We start from the raw sequence: 26,889 nt of genomic DNA on the forward strand, positions 1-26,889 counted from the left end.
CTTCATGCCCTCCTCCAACTCCACGCCTCCGAATATGACTCCCTGTCGGGTCATCATTGTCGACGATGAGCCTGCGGCCCGGCGCGGCTTGAAACTCATGCTCAAGCCGGAGGCCGACATCGAAATCGTCGGCGAAGCCGGCGATGCGGAGACGGCGGTGAAGCTCGTGCGCAAGGTCCGGCCCGACCTGATGTTTTTGGATGTGCAGATGCCGGGTGGAGATGGGTTTTCCGTGGTGAGTGCGTTCGCGCCCGAGGAACGCCCGATGGTGGTGTTTGTCACCGCCTACGATCAACACGCGCTGCACGCGTTTGAGGTGCATGCGATCGACTATCTGTTGAAGCCATTTGAGGACGACCGGTTTCAAGCCGCGTTGGTGCGGGTGAGGGAGGCGATGCGCACGCGGGAGACGACGGCGTTGAACGCCAAGGTGGATGCGTTGATCGCCCGTTTAGCCGACGGTGGCGGCGACGATGGCTTCAATGACCGTATTTTGGTCAAGTCATCCGGCGAGATCTTCTTTCTCAAGCCCTCCGAAATCGACTGGATCGAGGCCGATGGTGACTACATGAAATTCCACGTCGCCGGTAAATCCCACCTCATGCGCGAAACGATGGGACGGTTGGAGGCGCGGCTCGACCCCAAGCGCTTTGTGCGCATTCACCGGTCGACAATCGTCAACCTCGATCGCGTGCGAAAACTCAGTCCGTCCTTTGTGGGTGAATACGCCGTCGTGTTGCAGGACGGCACCAAGCTGAAGCTGAGCCGCGGCTACCAGGACAAGCTGCAAACCCACTTGAAGGGCTTGTTGTAGGGTAATTCCTGGTATGGTCACGCTTGCGTGGCGAGGCGGCCTGCCGGCAGGCTGCCCCCATTACCGACTGTTGCCATGAGGTCGGGAGTTCCCGGGCAGGGGCGACTGATCCGCGGATAATGACGGTGTTTCGATTTTGGGACGCGCCGATTCGCTGCTGGGAACATGGCGAAAACAGCACGATTTCAACCGGTTTGGGAATCGGGGTGGTGGTCGCAAATTCCCGGGCATTGGTCGCAACCTGGCGGCGGTTGATCGCATAGTGAGCATCGTGGAACCGGCCTTGCGTGTGACGGGAGTATGCACCCCGTTCGGCTCGGCCTTCTTTTACTTTGTCTGCTGTCTGTAACCCCCTCCCACGCCGCCTCGCGACGGGAAAAGGCCGACGAATTGGCGGCCCGGCAAGCCCACGCCCTGCTCGACCAAAGGTCATGGGCGCAAGTGGTGCGGATCGATAACGCCGACGCGTCGCGACGCCTGCCCCGGCAGACCTGGGCCACGGTGTTTGAGCTGGGAGGCCGTCTCTGGATCTACCTGCCGCGAACCGGCACGAGGAGTTTGTCTTACTACGCCGGGCACCTGCGTCGGGACAAAACGGACCTGACTGCAGTCCTCGGGCGAGTGCATGAAGGATTTCACGCCTACCGCACAATTGTGACCGATAACACCGCGGCCGTTCCCGAGGCGATGGAGCCTGCGGCGGGCAGTTTGCCGGAAGGCTGTTTCGTGGAAAGTCTGGCCAAACTCTGGTCCCTGCAAGCAGAGGGTGAGACCGTGATCGATGCAGATCTGGTGCTCTACTACGGCGGCTACACAGCGCGCGGGTGGGGGCATACCGTGCTCTGCTACCAAACGCCGGAAGGATGGTTTTCATGGGATTCACTGCGCCCGAGTCGCATCAACAGGTTGGACGGTGATCCACCGGAGGATGTGCTGACGTTGGCGCGTAGTCTGGCGTCGCCGCGTGTGGCGTCGCGTGTATCCGATGCGCGGCGACTCGACATGGTGTTACCCGACGGACCGAGACTCGCGGCGCAGCGAAAATCCGCGCCACCGCGCTCGAATGACGGGTAGAAAAGGCATTCGTCGACCCAACGCGGGGATTGGTCCCGGCCGTCCCGCCAGTGGTCGCAACGTTCGTCGCGTGATCCCAAAATCGGGAAGTCATTGAGCGCAGTGACGGGCGTGCTCGTCGTGACCCCGCCGTGATTGGTCGCATTGCGATTGTGAGTCCGTGCCGGTGGCGGAGTTTCGCCGCAGAGCCACCGATCAGCACGGTCTGCCGTCCGGGAAGCTCTGACTTACAAACACAAACTAGATCATGAAACTGAACCTGTCCGCCCGCGCGACTTTGTCGCGACGGAGCATAACGGCGTATGCATTTGGCTGCGCCCTGACGGTGGCTCCGGCCGCCTTGGCCCAGGACTCCAGTGAGTCCGGCGAAGATACCGTAACCCTCGGCGCTTATGTCGTCACAGGATCCCACATCCCCACCACGGAAACCGCGTTTGATGCGCGCACCATTCCGGTTGAGATCATGAACCGCGCCAAGATCGAACAGGCCGGTTACACCACCGCCGGCGAACTGTTGCAGCGTATGACGGCGTCCAACGCCGGCTCGGTGCCCATCGCCAACAACGCCACCGGCTTCACGCCTGCCGCCTCCTCGACCTCGTTGCGCGGTCTCGGGCCCGACGCGACGCTCGTGCTCATCAACGGCTCGCGGGTTTCGCCATATCCCATTGGCACGGGAGGCACCACCGCGTTTGTCGATCTTAATTCCATTCCGGTCTCCGCGATCGAACGCGTGGAAGTGCTCAAGGACGGTGCTTCCGCCACCTACGGCGCCGATGCCGTCGCGGGCGTGGTCAACATCATCCTGCGTCGCGACTTTGAAGGCACGGAAGTCTCCCTCGGTTACGGCAACACGTCCAATCGCGACGCCTCCGAAACCACGGTCAGCGTGATGACGGGTGTGACCGGCAAGGACGGTTGGATCACGGCGGGCTTCAACTTCTACAACCGGGAGGCGATCTTCGCGGCCGACCGCGACTACTCCGCCGTGCCCCCGTTTCTCTCCAGCAACTCGAGTCCGATCAACATCCAGATCACCCGCGAGGCGGCGAACGAAGCGCTCGGTCAAAATTCCGATGCCACCATTCCGGGCGTGCCCGACGGTTCCGATCTGTTCTTCACGAGTTCGTATTCCGCGCGCGAGGGCAACAACGGCGATCTGCCGGCTTCGGCCTACGACTATGGCAGTGGACGCTCGTCCTCCTACAACTTCAACGAGTCGGCCGGCGCTTACCCGAACTACGAGCGCGCCGGGGCGTTTTTATCCTTCGAGAAAAAGGTTTTCGGCTCCGACAACCTGCGCGCCTATGGCGACTTGATCTACCAAAACACGCAGGCGGTGAATGAGCTCGCCCCATCCGCCACCGGCAACTTTGCCAATCCCGGCGGGGTCTCCATCGTGATTCCCGCGCGCACGGCGAACCCGTTCCTCACTCCCGGTGAAACCGCGGCCGGTGGTCGCTCGGCGGCGGCCGGTGCCTACAACCCGTTCAATCCCTTCAATCAGGATATCTCGGGGGCCTCGCGCGCCCGGTTGGCGGAGTTTGGCAACCGTATTTACCGAGAGGATACGGACTCGATGTTGCTCACGCTCGGGATCAAGGCCGACTCGATCGGCAACGACTGGACGCTCGACATGGGACTGCGCTACAGCCGCATCGACACGGCCTCGAACGACTCGCTGGTCTCGATCTCGCGCCTCAACCGCATCCTCGACGCGAACGATCCGATCTTTGATCCCAGTTCCAGCGAATACATCGGCACGACGGTGCCCTACAATCCGTTCGGCTACTACCGCAATCCGATCGCCAGCAACGATCTCGTCGTGAGCTACGCGTCGGTGAACCTGCACAACCAAAACGAGTCCGACATGGGCCTCGGTTATGTGCGACTGGGCAAAGGCAGCCTCTTCGAAATGCCGGCCGGTGATGTCGGTTTCGCGACCGGCATCGAGTATCGCATTGAATCACTCACCCAGTCGCCCGACGCCCTCGGCGTTTCCGGCGACGTGATCGGCAGCTCGACCGCCAACATCACCGGCGCCGATCGCAGCATCGGCGCGATCTATGCCGAAGCCGAGCTGCCCATCGCGCGCGATGCGCCGGGAGCCCATGCTTTGTCCCTGACGCTGGCCGGTCGTTTTGAAGAATTCTACACCAGCCACCTCAATACCTTCGTGCCCAAGGTCGGGGTGAAGTGGTTGCCGTTCAACGATGAGTTCGTGATCCGCGCCACCTACGGCGAAGGATTCCGCGAGCCGTCGTTGTATGAATTGTTTGCCTCGGGGCTGACCTACTCGCTGTCGCCCGTCACCGACCCGTCCACGGGACTCACCGAGCCCGAGCAGGATGTGACGATCGCCTCCAGCCCGGCGCTCGCGCCCGAGGAGACCAAGAGCACCAACATCGGCTTCGTGTGGACGCCCGACGTGCTCAAGGGCTTCACCTTCTCGATGGATCTCTGGAAGATTGAGCGGGCGGGCACGGTCACGGTCGACCATCAGGACGTGATCAACCGGGACTTCGCGGGCGAGACGCTCCTGCCCGGTGAAAGCGTGCAACGCGACGCCGGCGGCAACGTGATCCTCGTCAACGGGGTGTTCCGCAATCTCGGCAATACCGACATCCAAGGCATCGACTTCGCCACCAGCTATGTGTTGCCCACCGATGCGATGGGGCGTTTCGATTTCTCGTTCAGCGCGAGTTATCTCGATTCGATCAAGATCCAGCAATTCCCCGGCGCGCCCTTCTTCGAGTATGCCGGTGAAGCCGATGACATCCTGTTCGACAACGCCACCGGCGACGTCTCCACCCCGGGCCTCGGCGACGATGCCTACGTGCAATGGAAGGCGCAGGTCATTGTCGATTGGAGCCTGAACGCCTGGTCGGCCAGCGTCACGGGGCACTTCACCGACGGCTATCGCGACTTCACGGGCAATTGGGACCCGTCCGCGCCGGCTGATCCGACGACCATCACGGCGGTGGATTCCCGGATCACCTGGGACACGCAGCTCAATTACACCGCCTTTGCCGGTTCCGACCGGTGGTATGGCGACGCCAAGCTCACGCTCGGGGTGCGCAACGTGCTCGATGAAGATCCGCCCTTCGTGAGCGGATGGGGCGGCAATACCAACGGTTATCCCGGCTTTCTCTACAACGCCGAGGGTCGCTTCTACTACCTGTCGCTGACCAAAAAGCTCTGAGCGCCGCGGAAGGAAGGGCGACCGCCTTTCGTCCCTTCCCGCCGACCATCCATCCCGGGTGGTCGGCTTTTTTGTGCTCCGGCCCGCCACCGTTCATCCGGCGCGCGCATCCATTCATCCAAACTTGCTGCAACTTTCCCCGAAATTGGGGTGTGTTGAGTGCATGCCCGCCATTTTCGATGACTTTAACCAATCGACGCGTCCCTTGGTCGCGTATTTCGACCGGTTCATCGCTTGGGCGTTCTCTGTTTTTCGGGTGTTTGTCATCCCATTCCCTGTTCGTAGTTATCAGTTGTGTTGTGGAGGAGTCTTTCGGGGCTCCTCCACGATTTTTTGGCAGGGAAGCCACCATGACGTTCACTCGGTGACGCTTGCCCCGAAGGGCAATGCTCGCGCAACCTGTCACTTCCTTCACAGCTGCTAACCATGGCCTCCTCCGCATCCTCCCCGTCGTCGTCGGCTCCCGCCGCCAAAAAGAAAAAGAAGTCCAAAACCCTTTGGTGGGTTCTCGGCGGAGTCGTTCTCGTGCTCCTCCTCGCCGTTCCCATCGCCATGAAAAACCGCGGAGCCGACAAGGGCACCAAGGTCTTCGTGGCCGAAGCCGCGCTCAACGACGTGACCCAGTTCGTCACCGCCACCGGTAAGATCGAACCCGAAGTCGAGGTTAAGATCGCCCCGGAAGTTTCCGGCGAAATCGTCGAGCTCCCCATCGCCGAGGGCGACAAGGTCAACAAGGGCGCGCTGCTCATGCGCATCAAGGACGACAACTACCGCTACCAGGTCGACCAACGCGAAGCCGACCTCGCCGCTTCCCGCGCCGCCGCCGTGCAAAGCAAGGCCCAGCTCTTCAAGACGGAAGCCGATTTCAAACGCACCGAGGACATCTACGCCAAGAAGCTCGTGTCCGAGGCCGACTTCCTGAGCGGCAAAACCTCCGTCGAAGTAGCCCAGGCCAACTACACCAGCGCCCAAGCCCAGGTGCGTCGCGCCGAGGGCCTGCTCGCTCAAGCCAAGGATCAACTCGATAAGACCATCATCTACGCGCCGATGGACGGCACCATCAGCCGTCTGCCCGTCGAGATCGGCGAACGTGTCACCGGCACCGGTGGTTACAACGCCTCCGAGGTCATGCGCGTCGCCGACCTCACCAACATGGAGGTGGTCGTGCAGGTGAACGAAAACGACGTCGTCAACGTCAAGGTGGGCAACAAGGCCCGCATCGACATCGATGCGTTTCCCAAGCGCGAGTTCACCGGCAAGGTCACCGAGATCGCATCGACGGCCATCACCACGGGCCAAAACACGCAGTCCGAAGTCACTAATTTTGAAGTCCGTATCCGCGTCGACACCGACGGCGAGACCATCAAACCTGGCATGAGCGCGCTCGCCGACATCGAGACCGCGACCGTTACCCAAGTCGTCACCGTGCCGATCCAATCCGTGACCGTGCGCAGTCACGAAGACGACAAGACCATCGACGAACTCGCCGAACAGCGCGAAGCCGACAAGAAAGCCAACAAGGGCGAGGGTGCAGCCACGGCCGAAAACCTCACCGAACAGCGCGAACGCGAACGCAAGGATAAGGAAGACCTCCGCCGCGTCGTGTTCGTCGTCGAAGGCGGCAAGGTGAAGCTTATCGATGTCGAAACCGGCATCGCCGACACCACCAACATTGAAATTAAATCCGGCATCGAAGCCGGCCAGCAAGTCGTCAGCGGCAGCTACGCCACCATCACCCGCGTGCTCAAGGACGACATGGATGTGACCATTCAAAAACCCCGCGGCCAAAACGAAAAGAAGGACGACGAGTAATCCTCCTCGAACCTCCGTCGCCATGACTGCACCACAACCCACCGCCACCCGCGGACCGCTGCGCGAGCCCGGTGACATCGTCATCGATATCGAAGGCGTCTCCAAGCTCTACCGCATGGGCACCGAGACCGTGCACGCCCTCCGCGGCGTCACCATGACGATTCATCGCAACGAATATCTCGCCATCATGGGACCGTCGGGCTCCGGCAAATCGACGCTCATGAACATGCTGGGCTGTCTCGATACGCCCACCGCCGGACACTACGCGTTCGCCGGCGAGGACGTTTCGGACATGTCCGACGACGACCTGGCCGACATTCGCAACCGCGAGATTGGCTTCGTCTTTCAGAGTTTCAATCTGCTCCCGCGGTCCACCGCGCTGCACAACGTCGAGCTCCCGCTCATCTACGCCGGCATCCGCGCCCACGAGCGTCGCGACCGGGCCATGGAAGCACTGGAACAAGTGGGTCTCGGCGACCGCACACATCACCGGCCCAACGAACTCTCCGGCGGCCAACGCCAACGCGTCGCCATTGCGCGCGCTCTCGTCAACCGCCCGTCGATCATCCTCGCCGACGAACCGACCGGCGCGCTCGATTCCAAGACCGGCGTCGAGATCATGCAGCTCTTCGAAGAGCTCTACGAAAAGGGCAACACCCTCATTCTCGTCACGCACGAAGAAGACATTGCCCGCCACGCCCGCCGCATCGTTCGCCTCCGTGACGGCCTCATCGAGTCCGACGCCCCCAACGACTAGGGAATCACGTGAAGCGCTGGTTTTATGAATTCAACGAGTCGGTGCGGATCGCCTTTGCGCAGATCCGGGCCAACAAGATGCGATCCTCGCTCACGGCGCTGGGCGTGGTGATCGGCATCGTGGCCGTGACGCTCATGGTCACCGCGATTCTCGGCATCAACAAGGGCGTCGACGACAGCTTCAAGGGCTTCGGCGACGACGTGTTCTACGTCGGAAAATGGCCGTGGAAGGACACCGAGGAATGGTGGGTGTATCGGAATCGTCGCGACATTCGCACGACCTACTCGGAGCAAATCAACGCGTGGATCAAGCGCAGCCCCGACACCGCGCTACTGCGGGCGGTGCCCAACGACAGCACCGGGGTCAATGTCGTGCGCGGCGATCTCCGCGTGAGCGGCATCTTTCTACTGGGCACGTCTCACCAGCTCTCGCTCATGTCCAAATCGGACATGGCGGAGGGACGTTTCTTCAACGAATTCGAAGATCAACAGGGATCAAAAGTCGCCGTCATCGGTTTCGACGTGGCCGACGCGTTGTTTCCCAACGAATCGCCATTGGGCCAAACCGTGCTGGTGCGCGGCGCGCCATTCCGGGTGGTCGGAGTCTCGGCCCGGCAGGGCAGTTTTCTCGGTATCTTCAGTTTCGATTCCAGCATCATCATCCCGATCAAAGCCTATCGGTATAACATCAATGGCCGCGATGAGGGCGAGGTGCGGGTGCAATACGATGTGACGCGGAGCGACGAGGCGCGCGATCAGTTGCGCGGCCTCATGCGCCGCATCCGGCAACTCGATCCGGAAGAGCGCGACGACTTTGAGATCAACGAATCCTCCACTATCCGCGAGCAGCTCGATCCGATTAAAAACGGCATCGCGACGGCCGGTTTGGTCATCACGGGACTGGCCCTGTTTGTCGGCGCGATCGGCATCATGAACATCACCTACGTGAGTGTGAAAGAACGCACCCGCGAGATCGGCACGCGCAAGGCGCTGGGGGCCCGGCGTCGTTCGATCCTGCTGCAATTTCTGGTGGAGGCGGTGTGCATCTGTCTCGTCGGCGGACTTATCGGCCTGGCGCTGACCTGGGGCTTGGCCGGCCTCATCGCGATGGCTGCACCGTCGTTTCCGATCGTTTTTTCACCCACCGTGGTGGTGGTCGCCATGACCCTCGCCACCGCCGTTGGCGTGGCCAGCGGCTTCCTGCCGGCGTTATCCGCCAGTTCCCTCGATCCCGTGGAGGCGCTGCGTTATGAATAAGATGAAGCGCCCATTAAGCATACCAAAACACAGGAAAATTATGACTTCTGGGTTTAGAGTCTTTTCGTGTGTTTCGTGGGCAAAAAATAGCATCGGAGTGGCTTCATGATCTTTTGGGAAATTATCTGTCTCTCGTTTTCGTCGCTGAAGGCGAACAAGCTGCGCTCGGCGTTGACCATGATCGGCATCGCCGTGGGCATCTTCACCGTGATCGGCGTGATGACTGCCGTGAGTGGCGTGCAGTCCAAGATTGAGGATGGTTTGAACGTGCTCGGCGCGAACAGTTTTCAGGTCTCGAAGTATCCACCAATCAACTTCAGTGATCCCCGCGAGCGTTTCGCCAACCGCCGGAATGTCGATTACCGGCAGGCCCTGCGTTTTAAGGAGCTCATGCAGTATGATGCCCGCGTGAGTCTGATCATCCAGCGCGGCGGTCGGCGGGTGTTTCACGGTCAGGAGAACACCAATCCCAATGTCGGGTTGATCGGCACGGACGAAAATTATCTCACCAGCTTCAATTACGAAGTGGGCGCGGGTCGTCCGATCTCGGCCGACGACGTGAATCTGGTGCGCTCGATTTGTTTGATCGGCGAAGATATCCGCACGCGACTGTTCCGGGACAAAAATCCCATTGGGGAGCAGATCCGGATCGACGGCGCATCGCTCACGATTGTGGGCGTGTTGGAGGCCAAGGGGTCTTCCTTCGGCCAGAGCCAGGATAACATCGTGATCACGCCGATCTCGAAGTGGTTCAACCTCTACGGCCGGGCGAACCGTTCCATCGGGATCAATGTGCAGGCGCCTTCGGCGGAGACGTTGGAGGAAGTGCAGGAAACCGGCATTGGCATGATGCGGATTGCGCGCGGCCTCCTGCCGGAAGATCCGAATGACTTTGAGACGTTCACAAACGATTCCCTCATCGAGACCTTCAACAAGGTCCTCGGCACGGTCGCCATTGGCGCGTTCGTGATCAGCGCCATCGCGTTGTTGGCCGCCGGGGTGGGCGTGATGAACATCATGCTCGTGAGCGTCACGGAACGCACCCGCGAGATCGGAGTGCGCAAAAGTCTCGGTGCGCGAAAGCTCAACATCCTCACGCAGTTCCTGCTCGAAGCGGTGGCGTTGTCGCTCTTCGGCGGTGTGATCGGGGTGTTGCTGGGCGTGGCCGGGGGCAACCTGGCCGGTCAGTTGCTCAGCGCCGACGTGGTATTTCCGGTCGGCTGGGCGACCGCCGGCATGGTGGTGTGCAGCGGCATCGGCATCATCTTCGGCCTCTATCCGGCCTGGAAGGCCGCTTCGCTCGATCCCATCGAAGCGTTACGCTACGAGTGATCGGGTTTTCGAATTTGGATTCTTGAGTGTTGAATCCATCTCGCAGGAAAAGCGCGAGCAAGCTCGCGGCCTACCTTTGAGGCGTCAAAAGGGTTCGTGTAGGCTGCCCGCTTGCGGGCGCTGCGATCGTCGAGAATCCCGAATCAAAATTCAAAAATACGCTCAGTTGCCGCGGCGGATTTCGGAGCCGTTGAATTTGACCGTGATGCGGAAGACCTTCTTCACGCGGCAGGTGATGTGGCCGGTTTGCAGGTCCACTTTTTCCGGCACTTCAATGCGATGCAGGTCGACAACCGCGTGGTAGCCGCGTTCGGAAAACACGTCGATGAGGATGGCCAGCGCGAGGGGATGATGGAGGAGCTCGGCTTCGGTATTGATGTGCGAGCTACCGGAAATCGCGTGGCGTGACACGATCTCCATGATCTTGTTTTCCACGAAGCCGACGACCTCGGTGAAGAGTTCGCGGTGTTCGAATTGGTAACCATCGAGGCGCTTCACCAACTCCTGGCGGGCGTGGACGATCAGTTCACTGGCGACGGGGATATGACGCAGCGTGTCATGGGTCGCCGGGTCGAGCTCGAGGGTGCTCTGGTATTGGAGCTCCTTAACGATGTTGGCCTCGACCTCTTTGATGGAACCCTGCGCGTTGACGAAGTGGTAGTGGAAGATCGACTTGAGGGATTGGAGGGCGTCCCAGGTTTTTTCTTTGAAAACGTGGTAACGGCGGCGGGCGAGTCCCTCGTCGTAGTCGGTCGGACGTTCCTCCCACAGTTCACCATCGCCGGTGCGACGCACCTCGTCGTTGTGCTCCTTGGTGAGGCGACCGCGCTTGAGTTGGCGTTCGATGGAGACCTTTTCCTCCACAAACAATACCATGATGTGGACGGTGGGTTGACGGAAAAAGCGGCCCAGCGGTGTGTTGTAAAACTCCCGCCGCAGACCCTGCATGTGGGTGACGAGCAGTTTGAGCGACTCGACCTGCACCTTCGTGCGAGGGAAACCGTCGAGGATGCAACCGTCGCGGTATTCGGGTTTGAGCAACTCCCGGAGCAGGATGCCGATCACCTCGCGGTCGCCGACCATCATGCCCGCATCCTTGATGCGTTGGGCTTCGGGCGTATCGAGCAGCGAACTCACGACGACCGGAGGGCAGGTTAGTCCCCGGGCCTGCAGAATAAAACCGGTGTTGGTGCCTTTACCCGAACCGGGGGCACCGCCCAAGAGAATGATCTCCTTGGGAAAGCGCAGGTTCTCGCGCCCGTATTCGACCTCCAAGTCGAGCCAGACATCATTGAAAATCAAAGTGGAGTCCTTGATCTCCAAGTCGGCGTGTTTGGCGGGGGCGGCCGGAGGACCGGGTTGTGGCGTGGCGGGCGAAGAAGAGGCAGAATCGGTCGACATCAGAAAAGGCTAGACGACACAGACATACCGAGATTGTCGAGTCACGGTGGTGCTAGATTTCCCCCTGTCGTGGAACCTGCGTGTCATCATACGGTCCTAAAACATGCCGAATGGCCCTGGGAGAAACCCTCCCGGGAGTTAGTTGAAGCTGGACCTGACGGGGTCGCCCACAAGGCGGCCCCGTCTTGGTTTTCCGGTGCCGGAACAGCCTGATGCTCAGGCGCATTTTCCGGCGCGAAGCCGGGCCCGGTCTTGTTTCTTCGCGGATCCGCGGGAAATTTTCATGCGCGACGCCCCGATCGATCACCCCGTCGAGCGCCTGTTTTCCCGGGCCCGAAACGAGCGGGGCGATTTCGTCGGGAAAATGGGAAACTTCGAGAACCTTTGGCCTGAAAATACGGTCAAATCGCCACCTTTTTTCGCATGAAAACGTCGTTATTCTTTCGGGTCCTGGTCTCCTCGGGAGCGTTGTTCCTCCTTGTTTCAGCCGGTGTGGCGGCGTCTTCCACGCGGCTTTTTGAAATTGGCGTCACGCGCTTTTCCACCACATCGGGTATGACGATCATCGAGCGTGGTCGTCTCAATGCATTGGGGCAATTTGACTTGGTCAGCAGCAATCCCGTGGCCGTAAATCCGGGGAGCGCGGCCAACCGGTTTCTCGTCTACACCGAGGCGTGGTCGGCGTATGCGGACCTCGGGACGGAAGCGCTGGCCAATTTCGAGAAAACGACGGGCGCGCCTCTGGTGGTGGGCGGGTTGATCTACTACGAAGTTGCTGCGCGTGAGGATGCGAAGTTCGACGTGGGTGAGGTGGTGAACCTCTCGACGCGCGGGCGCATGGAGCTCAGCGCGACCAATTCGCTGGTCGGCGGTTTCGTGGTCACCGAACGGCCGCGTCGGGTGTTGGTGCGCGCCATTGGGCCCGGACTGGCGGCGCATGGCGTCACTGGGGTGGCGGCGAATCCGTTTCTGACGATTTACGAAAACGGACTCGGGCTCTACTACAATGACAACTGGGGGAGCCGTCCGGACGCAGCGGAAATCGCGGCCACCGCGCTGCAAGTCGGGGCGTTTCCGCTGGATCCCGCCAGTGCGGATGCGGCGCTGTTGGTGGAACTGCCGCCCGGGCTTTACACCGTGCAGGCGGTGGCTCAGGACGCGGCCCCCGGGGTCGGCTTGATCGAGATCTATCTCGTGCCGTAGGCGCCGCATCCGACCCCGTGACGGTCTGCGCCGCTTCCGGTGGAGGTTCTACTTGTGTTTCCCGTGGCGGACGATGTCCCACACGATATAAAACCCCACCATGGCCGACATTAAGTAGCCGATGATGCCCAGTGCGGGGTAACCAAACAGCAAGGGGCGGATACCGGTCGTCACGATCATGGACGAGCCAATGATCAACGAACCGGAAACGACGCCCAGCGTGATGCGGTTCGAAGCGGTTTCGATGGAGTTGTCCAGATCGTCGAGCCCCTTGTGCTCCAGGTTGATGGTGAGATCGTCCTGTTCGAAACGACGCACCAAACGGTGGATACCGGTCGGCAGATCCTGCAATCCCGCGAGGGCGCCGCGGATGAACTCCCGCGAGCGGCGAGCCATGGCGCGCGGGCCGGAGCGTTCCTTGTAGAGCTGGCGCAGCACGGGGGCGGCTTGACTGCGCAGATCGAACTTGGGGTCGAGCACGCGGCCCACCTCTTCGATCGCGAGCACCGATTTGGCCATCATGGCGTAGTCGCGGGACAGCGGGATGCCGTGGTCGCCGAAAACGAATAACAACTTGAGCATCGCGCGGCCGATTTCCTGGCGGCCGATGGCAAAGTTGAGCTCTTCGCGCAGCGCGAGGGTGACGTCTTTTTCCATGGCGCGCAGATCGGTGCGCGCCCCGGTCGGGGCGAGGTCGGCGGCGATGCGCACGACGCGTTCGGCATCGCCTTCCACGGCCGCGACCCAGAAGTCCGCCAAGGCGTAACGCAGGCGGCGGGTGAGGTGGCCACTCAGGCCCCAGTCCAGAAAACACAGGCGCCCGTCGGTAGCGATGATGACGTTGCCCGCATGCGGGTCGGCGTGGAAGAAACCGTCGATCAACACCTGGTGCACGATCGAGCGGGCACCATGGGAGGCGATCTTGCGCGCCTGTTCGGCCGGCACGGCATCCGGCCCGATGGGCGTGCCGTCGATCCGCTCCATCACCAGCAGCTTGTCGGTGGTGTAGTCATCATACACTCGCGGCGCGAAGACGTGATCCGGCACCGGGTTGATGGTATTGAAATACGTCTGGTTGCGGGCCTCGTAGCGAAAATCCAATTCGCGTTCGACACCCTCCTGCACCGCTTCGACGACCGAAGGTAGATCGTAGGGTTTGAGGCCGTCGATGCGTTGGTGCAGTTGGTGGGCCAGCCATTTGGCGAGATCGAGATCGGCGCGGATCGAGCGGGCGATGCCCGGCCGTTGCACCTTGACCGCGACCGAAGACCCATCCTCGCGCAGCTTGGCGAAATAGACCTGGGCCAACGAGGCGGCCGCGATGGGCACTTCGTTGAATTCGGCAAAAACGGCGATTGGCTCGCCCTCAAGTTCCTCGGTGATGCGCGCGCGAATACTCGCGAACGGCATGGGCGGCACCGCGTTTTGAAGTTTGCGCAGTTCGAGAATGAGCGGGTGCGGAATCAGGTCCGGCCGCATGCTGAGCAACTGGCCGAACTTGACCCAGGCGGGCCCGAGCTCTTCGGCGGCGAGGCGAATACGTTCCCACTTCGAGCGCTGGGGCACGCCCTCGGATCGAAACCGGCGCGTCAGGGGCGCCGGCAGATCGAGTTGGTTGATGAAATCGGCGAAGCCGTGTTTGGCGAAGACCGTGAAGATCTCCTTGGCGCGGACGGCGTTGCCCAGCAGGTCGAACGGTTTCACGGCTCGCCGGAGCGCGTGGGCGGTTCGGCCAGCTTGGCCTCGAGCACTTTTACTCGTTCCTCCAGGGCGGTGATGCGGGCGTTGGCTTCGGCGCTGCTGCGGTCGAGCAAGCCGCTGATCCGGCCGTTGAGGTCGCTGGCAAGTTCGTCGAATTCGCGACGACCCTGTTCGGCGATCTTGTCGGCCATGATGCGCGCGTCCTGGGCATTCACTTTGCCCTGGCGCACGAAATCGTCGAGGGTGCCCTCGATCTTGTCTTTGGTGATCACGGCGGCACCCACGCCCGCCAGGAGGGTTTTCTTCAGCAGGTCGATCATTTCAATGAGAACTTAGGCCCGCCCGGTGGGTTCCGCAAATGCAATCGCGCAGTTGCGGCAGGGCGTTCATCGCGTCGGGTCGTCGACTGCATTGGCCGCGGGCCCGGCCGACGGAGGCGTGGCGGCCGCGACGTGGTTGGTGGCGGGATTGCGCGCGGCGAAGGGGGCGATTTGCCGCAGGCGCCAACCGAGCCATACCGTGATGACAAAGGCGGTCAGCGAAACATAGCCGGCGCGCGGATAGCCCACCAGACGTCCGTTCGCGCTCGTCGATACGAGTAGACCGGCCGTGATGCTGGCGACGCCGGCGGCCGCCTGTTGCACGGCACTGATGACGGACATGAAACCGCCGCGGTAACGGTCTTCGACGGCATTGGTGATCATGGCCATAGTCGGTGGAAAACGTCCGGACATGCCCACGAAAAACAAGGCCGCCACCGCGAGCGCGATGGGCAACGGAACGGCGGGGAGATGCGTGAGAATGAAAACCGAGAGCGCGGCGGGAATCGTGGTCACCAGCAGCACATGCCATTTGTCGAACCGATCGGTCATGCGCCCGAGAAACGGCATGGAAAAGAACGTGCACACGCCGCCGGCGAGGTAGATGAGCGGCAATTGCGTTTCGGACACGCCGACGTTGAGCACCATGGAAGGGGCCATGAAGGGCACGATGCTGGCCCCGGCGAAGACAAGCATGGCGCCGAGGGCCAAACCGCGCCGGTGAATGGGGTGAAACAAGATGACCCGCATTTGCGCGAGTGGCGACTGGGCGGATTTGTGGCTGGGCACGGCCGGGAGAACGCGCGCGGCCACCGGCCAGATGATCGCGCTGCTCGCGGCCAATAACATGAATGGTGCGTGCCACTCGAAGGCGGTGGCCAGCATGATGCCCACCGGCACGCCGAAGATGGAGGCCAGGGGGAACGACGACATCACGACCGACATGGCTCGTCCCCGGCGTTCCGGTGGGATGACGTCGCCCACCATGGCGGTGAGAATCGAACCGACCAAACCGCCGCAGGCCCCGGCCGCGACACGGGCGAGCAACAGCGTCAGATACGTCGGGGCCAACGCACAGGCCAAGGTGGCAACGGCAAACGCGGCATACATGACCATGAGCGCGCGTTTGCGATCGAACCGGTCGAGCACGAAACCGCCCGCGAAGCCCGAGGTCGCCGCAGCCAGTCCGTAAGCCGCCACCAAGCGACTGAATTGCGTGGGGTTTATGGCGAACACCTCCATGAGCTGCGCCCCGAGTGGCATCATGATCATGAAATCCATGATGTTGGTGAACTGCACGGCCGCCAAAGTGATCAGCATGGTGCGCTCTCTCCGGGCGGGCAGGATGGCGACGGGAGCAGCAGGGTCGGAGTTCATAGGCGGCGTGGTTAAAACGTCCACGCTCTCCCGCGTTGCAACGGGGATTGCGGCTTTGTGGGCAATTAGCGGTTTCAGGCGTCGCCGAAACTGCGAAAGGTCGACTGCAACAGCTGCAAAAATGCCGCCGCACCCTGACTTTGATAACGCTGGAGATGGCGAATGACCGCGATTTCGCGGGTGGGAACGGTGCCGCTGAGCTGCCGATACACGATGGTCTCATGGTCATCGGGGTTTTGGGCCAGCCGGGGCAGGATCGCCACGCCGAGGCCGAATCCCACCAACTGCTTCAAGCTCGCGACCTGGGCGCATTTGTGGCCGATGCGCGGCTCGAAATTGTGGGACCCGCAAAACTGCTGGATCTGTTGCGTGAGCGTGCTGCTCTCGCCCAACATGATGAACGTCTGCTCGGCCAGATCGCGCGCCGTGAATCGCCGGGTCGAGGCCAGCCGATGCTTTCGGCCCACCGCCAACACGAGCGGCTCCGTAAAAATGGGCTCGATGGAAAGACGGGGGTCTTCCAAGGGGGTGACGACCAAGGCCAGATCCAGCTTTCCCTTCGCGACATCCTCGCGCAATTCGCGGCGGAAGGCTTCCTTGGTATTGATGCGAACGTTGGGCAATTCCTTGGCGCAGCGTTGGATCAAGGCGGGCAAGACGTAGGGGGCGATGGTGGGAATCGCGCCGATGGTGATCGTGCGATCCACGGTCGGATCGTCCCGAATTTCGCGTGCGGCGTTATCGACTTCGAAAAGAATGCGACGGGCACGCTCGATAAACACGGCTCCCGCCTCGGTGGGCACGGCCCGGCGCCCGAGGCGGTGGAAGAGCTTGTGGTTCAGTTCGTCTTCGAGCTTGGCTACCTGTTGGCTTAGCGAGGGTTGAGAGACAAAAGCCGCCTCCGCCGCCCGGGTGAAGTTGCCCGTCTCAGCGATGGCAAGGACGTAGCGGAGTTGTTGTAATTCCATAGGTTTAAACTATGAGTATCATAGAAAAGATGTATTTCAACTATTGGAGTTCATGGGTTATTGTCCGGCTGTCGGATCGATTAACGGTTCGGCGCAAAGAAAGAAGAAACCATGAACAACCAAAATATTCTCTACGCATTGATCGGTGGCGCTGTTGTCGCCCTCGCGTGGATTGTGTCCATTGCGGTCTCGGCTCAAGCCGTCGCAATTGCCTTCACGGTTTTCGTCGCGATCGCGTTCCTCGCCCTGTTTGTGCAGGACTATCGCTTGACGGACAAACTGTTGAAGTAACCCCCCTGGCGATCGATTGGATCGCCTGATATTTTTTAGTTAGTAATCCAAACGCGGCCCGGAGCAATCCGGGCCGTTTTAATTTACGAGGCGGGGGAGAGAGTCGGGCATAAAGCCCGACCCACGGGGGTGACCGTTTGCTGTTGGGCTGCTGGGTGGTCGGGCTTTACGCCCGACGCTGAAGTTTGGCGCGAGTGAGGCTTAATTATGGGAGTAGAACAGGGCGGAGGCGAGGTCGGTGGCGGGTTTATCCGATTTGTGGATTGGCCGGGTGCGAGAGCAGAAGTGCGATAAACTGTCCGGCCGTAGGTGGCGCGACCACAGTTCGACGCGCAGCTGGTTGATGAGCAGGCCAGTCGTGGCGCGGCGCGGGGGTTCACGACGTCGCCATTTGGCGAGGGGCACCGAGGGCGGCAGTCGATTCGAGCCGTAGGTTTTGTGCCCGGCGAGCAACAGGAGCGCATACGCGGCCACCGCGCAGGCGGGCTGGCGGCGCACCGCCTCGGGTTCGCGCAACTGCGCTTCGCTGACACCGAGCAGGTCCTTTTCGTCCTTGAAGTTGACCTCGATGTCCCAGCGCCAGAGGTATTCCTGCAAGATCTCTGCGAGCGGCACGTCCGCATCGGTGCAGATCAGGTAGGCGGGCTGCCGGTAGAGCAATTTGCCGCCTGTTTTCAATCGGTAGCCCAGGGGCGCGATCACGACCACCTGCACCAGCGTATCGACTCCGGTGATACGGGCGAGCACCGGCCCCTGGGTTTTGATCTTAAAGTCGTGACGCTTTGCGGCCGCAAAGGCCGACACCCGGGTCCACCCGACGGTGTCGTCCACGCGCAGCTGTTCGGGCGTGGGCAAGGTGTCGCCATACTTGCGGGGGCGGCCGTTCTTGCCGGGCTGCGCTGCGTAGGGCGCGTAGAGTTTGGTGTCCTTGCGCACCCGGCCGATCAGCACGGTGTTTTCCGGCAGTTGGCGCAGGAGGGTGCGGTTGGTGAAGCGCCCGTCGCTCACCCAGTGGATGGGCCGTTGGGTCGCGGTGCGCAGGTGCGCCATGCGTTCGGCGGCGACTTTGTTGATGTTGGCCTGTTTGCGCGCCTCCACATACGCCGCCTGCGCCTGGGCGTCGGCGTGACGCGAGGGCTTTTTGGGCAATGGAGCCTCTTGCCAGTCCACCGGCACCAGCCGGGCGGAGCCGTCGTCGGCGGGCATCGCGGCGCTGAACTGGAGCACGCGCTGGCCCCAGATGAAGTTGACGTTGAAGGGCGGACCGAGGGGGTCCTTGCGCCAGCCGCAGCCGGGGATGCACCGGCCGGTCTTGCGTGTGATGGAGTCGTCCAATGCGACCACCCAGGGCCGGGTGGCATCGGTGGCAGCCAGTGCCTCGGTGCGCACGTGTGCGAAGATCGGCTCGACCGGCAGGCGTTGCAGCAACCGATAATCCGCCGACCAGTCCCGGTGCTGGGAGCCAGCGGTGCTCAATGCACCGGTCACCGTGTGGCGGCCCAGGTTGAGCAACCCAGCCAGCCATTGCGTGCGGGCGCGCGCAAAGTCCTCGGGCAAGTCGAAGACCGGCGCGAGACCATCGAGCAGGGAATCGAACGCTTCGCTCAACGAGGCGTTTTTTTTACAGGGACCCTGTCGGGCGGGACTTCACGCCGGGAGACAATGAGGTGGCCCTTGTCGTGGATCGTCCACTCGACGGTCTCGCCTTTGGCGAAGTCCATCGCTTGAGCGATGGGAGTGGGGAAGTTGATATAGAACTGGGAAGTTTCCTTCCGCTGAATGCATTGAACTTTAGTTGGATAGCCCATGAAGATAACTAGTTTAATTACTAGATTAATGACAAGCCCTTTCCTCCCAAAAAACTAGTCGGTGCCAAACTTCAGGGTCGGGCGTAAAGCCCGACCCACGGTGGTGGGGAGAACGTGAGTTGGCTTTTTTCACCACAGATTACACCGATTGACACAGATTTAAGCGAGGGAGTGGTGGGTGTTTTGGTGATTTTTTGCGGTTTTTTGTGGCGATTAATTCCGTTCGCCTGTTTCCGGTGTGCTCCGTGTCCTCAGCGAAATCCGTGATTTAACTTCGGTGGCGTGGGCCGAGCTGGAGCTCGGCGTTCCCAAGGGAGGCAACGGCCGCTGGGGGGCGTTTTCGGTGGGGTGAACTTCACTGCGGACGACGTGGAAGTCGGGGGCTGGTTACGGGACGCGGTAGACTTCGATGAGGGCGATGCCGGTGGTGTCGGCGACGCCGGCGAGTTCGACGGTGTAGGAGCCGGGCTCCAACGAAACGAGGAGCGCGGCGTCGGCGCTGCCGTTGGTGAGGGCAAAGCCGCCGACGGTGGAGGTCGTGGCCGTGATCGCCGTGGTGTCGCCGGTGCCCCAGTTGTCGTTGGTGAGGAGGAGGCGCGCTGCGCTGCCGGGCACGGGTTCGTAGAGGCGGAGGATCGGGTTGGCGAGGGTGTGGGGCACTCCGAAGCCGCCGAGCGTCGGGCCGATGCCGCGAATGAGCACTTGCTGCGGCACGTCGCCTGCGATGACGAAGCCGGCGACGAGTTTGTTGAGGCCGGTGCCGACTTCGCCCCGGGTGGAGATGTTGACCATCTCGACGGGTGCGCCGGTGGCGGCGTCATAGACTTCGACAATGGCGAGGCCGGTGCCGTCTTGGGCTCCCGCGATTTGCACGGTGTAGCGGTCGGGTTCGAGCGAGAGACGCACGGCGGCGGACTTGGTGTCGGTCTCGAGGGCGAAGGCCCCGAGGGTGGCGAAATCGGCGGCGAGGTCGGGGCTCCAGTCGTCGTTTTCCGCAATGGGGTTGATCTGGTCGTCTCCTTTAAAAATGCGGATGCGGGGATCGGCGAGGGTGCCGGGCAGGCCGAACTCGCCGAGCTGCGGGCCGACGGCGCGGATGACGACGTCTTTGGCCGCGGTGCCGTTGATGACGAAGCCGGCGACCATGATGGCGGCGCCGGTGCCGACGCGGCCGCGCGTCGAAATGTTGGCGAGTTTTTCGGTTTGGGTGCCGGGGGCACGCACGCCGATGGTGACGGAGCGGGTTTGCACGGAGCCGTTGGCGTTGGTGGCCACGGCGTGATAAGTAGCACTCTCGACTACGTCGGTTAGCGAGATGGTCGGGGTCGTGAGCGCCGTGGGAGTGCCGTTGCGATACCAGGTGACTGCCGGTGTTGGGTTTCCGGATACAACGGTGCTGAGCGTGGTGCTGCCGCCGGGGGCGATGGTGGTGCCGAAGGGTTGGGTGACGATGGTGGGTTGGTCGGGGGACGCGACGTCGAGGGTGACGCTGGGGGCGGCACCGTCGGAGGTGAGTGTGATCGTGCCGGTGGCGGTGGTATCGCCGTAGACGACGGTGTAGGTGTAGTCGCCGTTGAACGCGCGCACGGCGGCTTGTCCGTTTTGGTCGGCGATGAGTTCGGTATCGGTCCACCAGTCGCCGAATACGAGATTGCGGTAGGCGATGGCGGCGGGTTTGGCGGTCCAGTCGAGGGCGAACAGAGCGGAGGCGGGCCGCCAGTGCGCGCCTTCCCAGAAGCCCCAGAATTGCACGCCCTCCATTTGCGGGTGGCTCATGCAGATGGTGATGAGGTCGCGGTAGAAGTCGGCCTGGAGCTCCTCGTCGTCGGTGCTGATATCCAGTTCGGTGATACGGAATTTCATCTGGGGAAACTCGGTGGCGTAGCGTTGGAGGAGGGTCCAGATGCGGGGGATGCCGGTGGGCACGGCGCTGAAGTGGCCTTGGAAGCCGATGCCGGTGATGGGGGCGCCGCCGTCGAGGAGGTATTGGACGGTGTTGGCGTAGGCGTCTTGTTTGGCGGTGTTGGTGCCGCCGCCGGCGAGGATGGCGTAGTCGTTGATGTAGAGGTCGGCGGTGGGGTGGTTGGCGCGGGCGCGGTTCCACCAATCGATCATGTGCTCGTAGCCGTAGGTCTCCATGATGTCGTAGTTGTCGTAGGGCTCGTTCATCACATCCCACTCGGTGAGGTAGGGCGTGGTGGGCTCCATGACATCGTCGATGTGATCGAGAATGACTTGGGGAATGGTGGGATCGGCGGCTTCGATGCGGGTGGTGAGGGTGTCGGGCATGTTGCGCACGGACGGCCAGACCAGCACGTGGCCGCGCATGACGATGTTTTGGGTCTGCAACCACTGGAGGGCGGCCACGGTTTGGGTGCGGGCGAAAGCGGCGCCCCATGCGCCGTCCCAGGGTTGCCATTTGAGATCGTTTTCGAAGGTCCCGGCGTTGAAGAGTTCGAGGAAGGTGTCGACGTAGGGGGCGTCGGCGGTGCCGGGATTCATGAGGCGGGAGGCGACCACGGCGGTGCCGAATTCGAAGGCGTGACGGGTTTGGCGCACGCGCACGGTGGCGCCGGGGAGGGGATCACCGGCGGCGTCGCGCACGGTGATGGCGAGGTCGCCTTTGCGGTGGGTGTCGATGCGTTGGGCGGCGGCGGCGCGCCACGGGGCGTCGGTGGCGCGACCATCGTATTGAAAGGACGTGCGGGGCATCTCTTCGAGGGTGCGGCTGGTGCCATACCACAGCACCTCGACGCCGCCGAACTCGAGGACCTGGGCGCGGGCGGGACCGCCGAAGCCGAATTTGATGCCGGCGGCCCCGGCGATGTAGTTGCCCTGCACGCGGAACGGCAGGAAGTATTCGGTCCAGGTGGTATTGGCAGTGGGGCGGACGGAGAGGGAGCGGGTGTAGGCCGGCGGCGGCCCCTCGAAATAGGCCTCGAGCACGACGGTGCCGGTTTCGTCGGTGGTCTCGATCGCGCGCATGAAAAAATGGAGCAAAACGATGTCACCGTCGGCCACGGCGCGGTTGGTCGAAGCGGTGATGGCGCTGGAGTAGAACTGGCCGGTGGGGTTGAGCGTGGCGACCTGGGCGGCGGTGGTGAAAGACTGGCCGGTGACCGTGACGGCCGTGCGGGTAGCGACGGGACCGTTGGCGGTATCATTGGCATAAAAGCCCGCCTCGGTCGCGATGTCGGTGGGGTTGACGAGAGAAACGCCGCCGGAAGGGATTTCCTGCGCGGGTAGGGTGAGCGCGAGCGGGCTGAGAAACAGGAGAAACGCCGACGTGAGCCGGGCGCGAAACAGCGAGGAGGGGAAACGCATCAGGGTGTAAGGGGTTGGGCGGTCCGGAAACCGACCCGACACCTTGGCGTATGTTGGAGGATAATTCCACCCCGGATTGCGTTTCCGGAAACGGTCCGGGCGGGTGGGTTACGGCTGCTCGGGCTGCTGCAGTCGCAGCGTTTGAGCGTCGTTGGCATCCGCGGTGCGGATACGCACGGCCAGCTCGAGCTCATCGAGGTTGGCCGGATAACCGGCACGCATCGGCTCGAGGGTTTGGCGGGCTCCGGGTTCGAGGGTGAACGTCTCGGGCACGGGCACGAAGTTACCCAAGGCGGAACGGACCTCGGCGACGCGCAGCTCGACGGGCGTCGCCGAGACGTTGGTCACGGTCACGGTGAGGGATTGGCGCAGCATGACTTGGGCGCCGCGCAGGGGACGGCCGCCGGTGGAGCCGCCGCCGCCCTCGCCCGCAGGAGGTGCCCCGCGCGGACCGCCGCCGCCGGGGCCGCCCATGGGGCGTCGGGGCCGGGAGTCGTCGCGTTCCTCGTCGTTGCCGGTGTCGGAGGGCGGTCGGGGGCGTCGAAAGGGTCCGAGCTCGGCGTCGACGCGGAGAGAGTGGTCCACAAAATAGGCCTGCGCGGTGATGATGGGCTGGGGTGGCAGCCGCTCGTCTGGGCGACCTTTGGGCGAGCCACAGCCGCTGAGTAGAGCGACCGCCAGGGCGAGAGAAACGGGTAACGTGGAAAGACGCAGGTGACGGGACATGTGACGTCGGGAGACGTCGATGTCGTCGGTCGGGTTACGGCGGTGCGCGGAGATGGGCGGACTGCTTCACTGGATCGGCGCGCTCGGCGAGCACGCCCTACCTCGTATGAGGTTCAGTCGTTCAGGCTTTCGATGAAGGGCTCGCACTCGGCGCTCCATTCTTCCTCCAGCGGCGTGGTCCAGCGGATGGGGCTGTAGAGGGAGACCTTGCGCAGGGGTTTGCCATCGGGGCCGTCGGGGAGGACTTCGCCGCGGGTTTGCCAGAGAATGTTCTCGGCTTCGGGGAAGGCCGCGCCGGCGATTTGGTCTTCGAAGAGGCGGTGAAGAATGGCGTCGGGTGGCATGGCGGCGGCGATGCAGCGCACGACGACGGGCTCGGGGATGAGCTGGGTGGTGGGCGCGGCGGCGAGGTCGTCGAGGTAGGTGTGGGCGGCGGCGTTGAGAGCGCGGAGGGTGATCTCGATCTGGTTGATCTCGGGTTGGGGCGTGGCGGGGAAGGCTTGGTGGAGCAGCACTTGGGCGTTGAAGATCGCCTCGTGCAGCGTGAGGTCGGCGTATTCCTCCCACATGCGATCGCTGGTCATTTCCTCGGCGAGGTTTTGGGTGCGGCCGGGATTGAGCTTTTTACCGATGGCGAAACCGAGCAAGGCGGCGGCGGCGGCAACGTCCTCCTTGTCCTGCAAGGCCATCACGGCGTAGTCGCGACGTTCGGCAGGGGGGAGATCGGCCGCGCCGTCGAATTCGAGATGCCGGAGCAGCTTGAGGCAGTCGTCCTCGGACCACGTGCCGGGCAGTTCGGAGACAACGCTGACGGAGAGGATTGAGAGCTCAAATTTGGGTTTCATCACCCCCTAACGTAGATCGTCGCGGGGGATTAGCCAGATATCTTGCGCAGAGCACGCTGGCACGGGTGGGTTGGTTTGTTCCCGCGGAAGCGCTGGGTTTGGTTGACCCGCTTTTGCGCGGAGCTGATAGGACGGTTTCAGCTTAAGGGAGTTCGTAAACTTCGATCAACACGGTGCCGAAACCGAGCCCGTTGCTGACGTTGCGCACGGTCGCGGTGTAGGGACCGGAGGGCAGATCGAGGATAAGCGCAGCGTCGCCGCTGGCCGGGTCGAGCAGCGGAAAGGCTCCGACCGACCCGAAGGCGGCGTTGAGCTCGGAGTCTCCTGACCAATCATCGTTGGTGGCAATGACTTCGCCGGTGACGAGGGAGTGCACCACGAGTTGCGGATCGGGCAGCGGTTCGCTCACGCCGTAGGTGGTGAGACCCGGACCGACGGCGCGAATGAGGAAGCGTTTGGGGGAGTCGCCCGCGTAGACGAACCCGGCGATGAGTGCATCGTTGCCGGGTTGGAGCACACTGCGGGCGGAAAGGTTTACCAGCCGAGGGGAAGCCGCTCCGTCGAGATCGTAGACTTCGACGAGCGCGACGCCGCTCACGTCGAGTGAGTTGCTGACCTGCGCGGTGTGCGGCTGGGGGGGCGCGTTGAGCACGAGCGCGGCGTCCAGGCTGTCGGGGTTGTCCAAGGGAAAGGCTCCGACGGAGGCGAAGGCATGGGACAGCGCAGATGCGCCGCCCCAGTTGTCATTGGTCACGGCGGGGGAAGATGCATCGAGCGGAGCGACGGCCAGTTGAGGATCAGGCAGATAGGAAACGAGACCGAAAGGCTGCAGGCCGGGGCCGATCGCGCGCACCAGAAGTTGCTTGGTGGCGGTGGTGTCTGAGTCGGTTCCACTGATCACGAAACCCAGCGTGAGGGTCTGGTCACCGGTGCCGGCGAGCGTGCGGACCGACATGTTGGTCAGGCGGCCAGGGCCGGACGGAGTATCCAGGTCGACGATACGAGCACCGGCGGCATCGAGCACGATGCGACGGCTGGTGGTGGTGCCGACGGCGTTGGTGATTTGCAACGCGTAGGCGCCGTGGTTTTCACTGGCGAGCGGATCAGCGAGATTGAGACGGGGAGAAATCTCCCCGGCCAAGTAGCGGCCGTCGCGGGTCCATTGGTAAGTGAACGGCCCGCCGCCATCCACAGCGGCGCTGAGTTCGAGCGCGGAGCCGGGCGTGTAGTCGGAGGGGTCGGGTTGTGAGGTGATGATCGGAGGGAGGTCCGATTGACTGAGATCGAGCGCGTGGACGCTCAAAGCAAACGCGCGGAGATTGACGGCACCCCAAGCGCCGTTCAACGAACGCATTTTGGAATCATAAGTGGGGCGATAAGCGCCGGTCGCACGGTAGTGGCTGCCTTCGAACGCGCCGATTGTTGCTGCAGGGGTTTCGGGGGAGCCGGGAGTAGGCAGCGGAGTCGAGGGCGCGACGAAGGCGGACCACGGCAGCGTTGCCCGTTGGGCGTTTTGCGTGCTGTTGGGAAACTCGGATGGCGGGTGGAAAGGGATCTGAGCTTCGTCGACGTATTCGTCGGCCAGTCCCGCGAAACTGTGGCCGCTCTCGTGGAGGAGGACGTTCACGGACGAGACGTTGCGGGTGAACGTCAGGGGAATGCCGCCCGAGCCGCCGTAGCGGGTGGAGTTGATGATCATGACGGCGTAGTCGTATTCCGGCACGTGCTCGATGAGTAGGTCATTGGCTTTGAGGCGGTCCGCTTGCTCCTGCATGTAAACCAAACGGCTGTTGGTCTCGGCGGTGAAGGAGGCTCCAAAGTAGGTGTCGGGGGCGAGGTTCTCGGCGGGAATGCCAGTGCCGGATTCAGCGCTTTCGGTGAAGATCGCCGTGCCGTTGATGTAGGCGGCGAACGAGGAGAGCGATTCGTCGGTGATGATGGTAACGAGCGCAGCCTCGGCGGCGGTGAAAAAGTCGTTCTCCTCGGCGGCGGTGAATCCGTCGCCGAGGATGGCGACGTTGATGCGTTGGGAGCTGGGGCCGGTGTCGCGCAGACTGCGGACGGCCACCCGCTGCGCTTGACAGGCGAGGGTGATGAGCATGACGGCGACACCCCAACGGATCATGGTGATCGCGGTTCTGGTGGAGAAATTATCGATCATGGTTTTGGTATTTCAAAGGTCGCGACAGCCTTCCACGGATAGTCTGCGGCGTTTGACCTCAGTGAGGCCGATCTGGTAGAACACGAACCGGAAGCATCAGGCACCGGGACTGCCGTGGGGCGGGCTTTGGCGGAGAGCGAGAAGGGCGGTGCGGAGGTTTTCGGACCGGGCGAAACTTGTTCAGTCTGACGGTCGAGTGGCGGATTTAACCACCAACCCGCGAGCCCGAGCAGCAACAGTAGCATGACGAAAAGCCATCGACAGGGCGTGGGCCGGTGCGGAGGCGGAAAGGACACGATCGTGCAGGATTCGAGGCGAAGACGGATTGAGATTAGCGGACGCGATTGCCGCCGCTACTACGTCGACTCATTGCATCGGGCGGAGTTCCCTGACGAGCGCGTATCGGGCGGTCAATAGTTTCCCGGTCGGCCTGGGGCCCGATCGGCGTAACCGACTTCGGCGGCCCGAGAACTTCCGTGTCGAATACCACGGTCTTGAGGCGGGCCGGACTACGGAT

19 protein-coding genes are annotated in these 26,889 nt (G+C 62.5%); 9 read left to right on the forward strand and 10 right to left on the reverse strand.

Features of this window, described 5'->3' with window-relative positions; translation table 11 throughout:
- The first annotated feature begins 4 nt into the window (after positions 1-4).
- From PXH66_RS21905 to PXH66_RS21935, 7 genes are all read left to right on the forward strand, one after another.
- On the forward strand, positions 5-814 hold the full coding sequence (locus tag PXH66_RS21905) for a LytR/AlgR family response regulator transcription factor (RefSeq protein WP_330928389.1): 810 nt from the start codon (positions 5-7) through the stop codon (positions 812-814).
- Between the two features lie 300 nt (positions 815-1,114).
- Complete coding sequence (locus tag PXH66_RS21910; RefSeq protein ID WP_330928388.1) at positions 1,115-1,888, forward strand: hypothetical protein; 774 nt, start codon at positions 1,115-1,117, stop codon at positions 1,886-1,888.
- Between the two features lie 247 nt (positions 1,889-2,135).
- The gene (locus tag PXH66_RS21915; protein ID WP_330928387.1) at positions 2,136-5,090 is read left to right on the forward strand and encodes a TonB-dependent receptor domain-containing protein; all 2,955 of its coding nucleotides are present in this window, start codon (positions 2,136-2,138) and stop codon (positions 5,088-5,090) included.
- A gap of 426 nt (positions 5,091-5,516) precedes the next feature.
- Entirely contained in the window at positions 5,517-6,902 is a 1,386-nt protein-coding gene (locus PXH66_RS21920) for an efflux RND transporter periplasmic adaptor subunit (RefSeq protein WP_330928386.1), read from the forward strand.
- Between the two features lie 22 nt (positions 6,903-6,924).
- Positions 6,925-7,659 carry an ABC transporter ATP-binding protein gene (locus PXH66_RS21925; protein ID WP_330928385.1) on the forward strand — a complete coding sequence of 245 codons (735 nt, stop codon included), beginning with the start codon at positions 6,925-6,927 and terminating at the stop codon, positions 7,657-7,659.
- Between the two features lie 8 nt (positions 7,660-7,667).
- Positions 7,668-8,915: an ABC transporter permease gene (locus tag PXH66_RS21930; RefSeq protein ID WP_330928384.1), complete on the forward strand. Its 1,248-nt coding sequence runs from the start codon at positions 7,668-7,670 to the stop codon at positions 8,913-8,915.
- Positions 8,916-9,020: 105 nt separating this feature from the next.
- Complete coding sequence (locus PXH66_RS21935) at positions 9,021-10,247, forward strand: ABC transporter permease (RefSeq protein ID WP_330928383.1); 1,227 nt, start codon at positions 9,021-9,023, stop codon at positions 10,245-10,247.
- 162 nt (positions 10,248-10,409) lie between these two features.
- Here the strand turns inward: PXH66_RS21935 and PXH66_RS21940 are convergent, their stop codons facing one another.
- Entirely contained in the window at positions 10,410-11,648 is a 1,239-nt protein-coding gene (locus tag PXH66_RS21940; RefSeq protein WP_330928382.1) for a nucleoside monophosphate kinase, read from the reverse strand.
- A gap of 423 nt (positions 11,649-12,071) precedes the next feature.
- Between PXH66_RS21940 and PXH66_RS21945 the strand changes: the two genes are divergently transcribed.
- Positions 12,072-12,851 (forward strand): hypothetical protein, encoded by a 780-nt coding sequence (locus PXH66_RS21945; RefSeq protein ID WP_330928381.1) that lies wholly within the window; start codon positions 12,072-12,074, stop codon positions 12,849-12,851.
- Positions 12,852-12,899: 48 nt separating this feature from the next.
- On the opposite strand, the gene PXH66_RS21950 is transcribed toward PXH66_RS21945, so the two are convergent.
- From PXH66_RS21950 to PXH66_RS21965, 4 genes are all read right to left on the reverse strand, one after another.
- Positions 12,900-14,555, reverse strand: coding sequence for an ABC1 kinase family protein (locus PXH66_RS21950; RefSeq protein WP_330928380.1), 1,656 nt, complete (start codon positions 14,553-14,555; stop codon positions 12,900-12,902).
- A complete protein-coding gene (locus tag PXH66_RS21955; RefSeq protein ID WP_330928379.1) occupies positions 14,552-14,872 on the reverse strand; it encodes a phasin family protein in 321 nt (106 codons plus the stop codon). Before PXH66_RS21955 ends, PXH66_RS21950 begins: the two co-directional genes overlap by 4 nt.
- 66 nt (positions 14,873-14,938) lie before the next feature.
- On the reverse strand, positions 14,939-16,249 hold the full coding sequence (locus PXH66_RS21960) for an MFS transporter (protein ID WP_330928378.1): 1,311 nt from the start codon (positions 16,247-16,249) through the stop codon (positions 14,939-14,941).
- Between the two features lie 74 nt (positions 16,250-16,323).
- The gene (locus PXH66_RS21965; protein ID WP_330928377.1) at positions 16,324-17,217 is read right to left on the reverse strand and encodes a LysR family transcriptional regulator; all 894 of its coding nucleotides are present in this window, start codon (positions 17,215-17,217) and stop codon (positions 16,324-16,326) included.
- A 111-nt stretch (positions 17,218-17,328) separates the two neighbouring features.
- On the opposite strand from PXH66_RS21965, the gene PXH66_RS21970 reads away from it, so the two are divergent.
- On the forward strand, positions 17,329-17,508 hold the full coding sequence (locus tag PXH66_RS21970; protein ID WP_330928376.1) for a hypothetical protein: 180 nt from the start codon (positions 17,329-17,331) through the stop codon (positions 17,506-17,508).
- 201 nt (positions 17,509-17,709) lie between these two features.
- Here the strand turns inward: PXH66_RS21970 and PXH66_RS21975 are convergent, their stop codons facing one another.
- From PXH66_RS21975 to PXH66_RS21995, 5 genes are all read right to left on the reverse strand, one after another.
- The gene (locus PXH66_RS21975; RefSeq protein WP_330932081.1) at positions 17,710-19,116 is read right to left on the reverse strand and encodes an IS701 family transposase; all 1,407 of its coding nucleotides are present in this window, start codon (positions 19,114-19,116) and stop codon (positions 17,710-17,712) included.
- 587 nt (positions 19,117-19,703) lie between these two features.
- Positions 19,704-22,640 (reverse strand): endo-1,4-beta-xylanase, encoded by a 2,937-nt coding sequence (locus PXH66_RS21980; RefSeq protein WP_330929723.1) that lies wholly within the window; start codon positions 22,638-22,640, stop codon positions 19,704-19,706.
- A 108-nt stretch (positions 22,641-22,748) separates the two neighbouring features.
- Positions 22,749-23,366 (reverse strand): hypothetical protein, encoded by a 618-nt coding sequence (locus PXH66_RS21985; protein WP_330929724.1) that lies wholly within the window; start codon positions 23,364-23,366, stop codon positions 22,749-22,751.
- A 113-nt stretch (positions 23,367-23,479) separates the two neighbouring features.
- Positions 23,480-24,211: a hypothetical protein gene (locus tag PXH66_RS21990; RefSeq protein ID WP_330929725.1), complete on the reverse strand. Its 732-nt coding sequence runs from the start codon at positions 24,209-24,211 to the stop codon at positions 23,480-23,482.
- Between the two features lie 142 nt (positions 24,212-24,353).
- On the reverse strand, positions 24,354-26,372 hold the full coding sequence (locus PXH66_RS21995; RefSeq protein ID WP_330932152.1) for a M64 family metallopeptidase: 2,019 nt from the start codon (positions 26,370-26,372) through the stop codon (positions 24,354-24,356).
- Positions 26,373-26,889 lie beyond the last annotated feature (517 nt).

Source organism: Synoicihabitans lomoniglobus (assembly GCF_029023725.1).
Lineage (GTDB): Bacteria > Verrucomicrobiota > Verrucomicrobiia > Opitutales > Opitutaceae > Actomonas > Actomonas lomonigloba.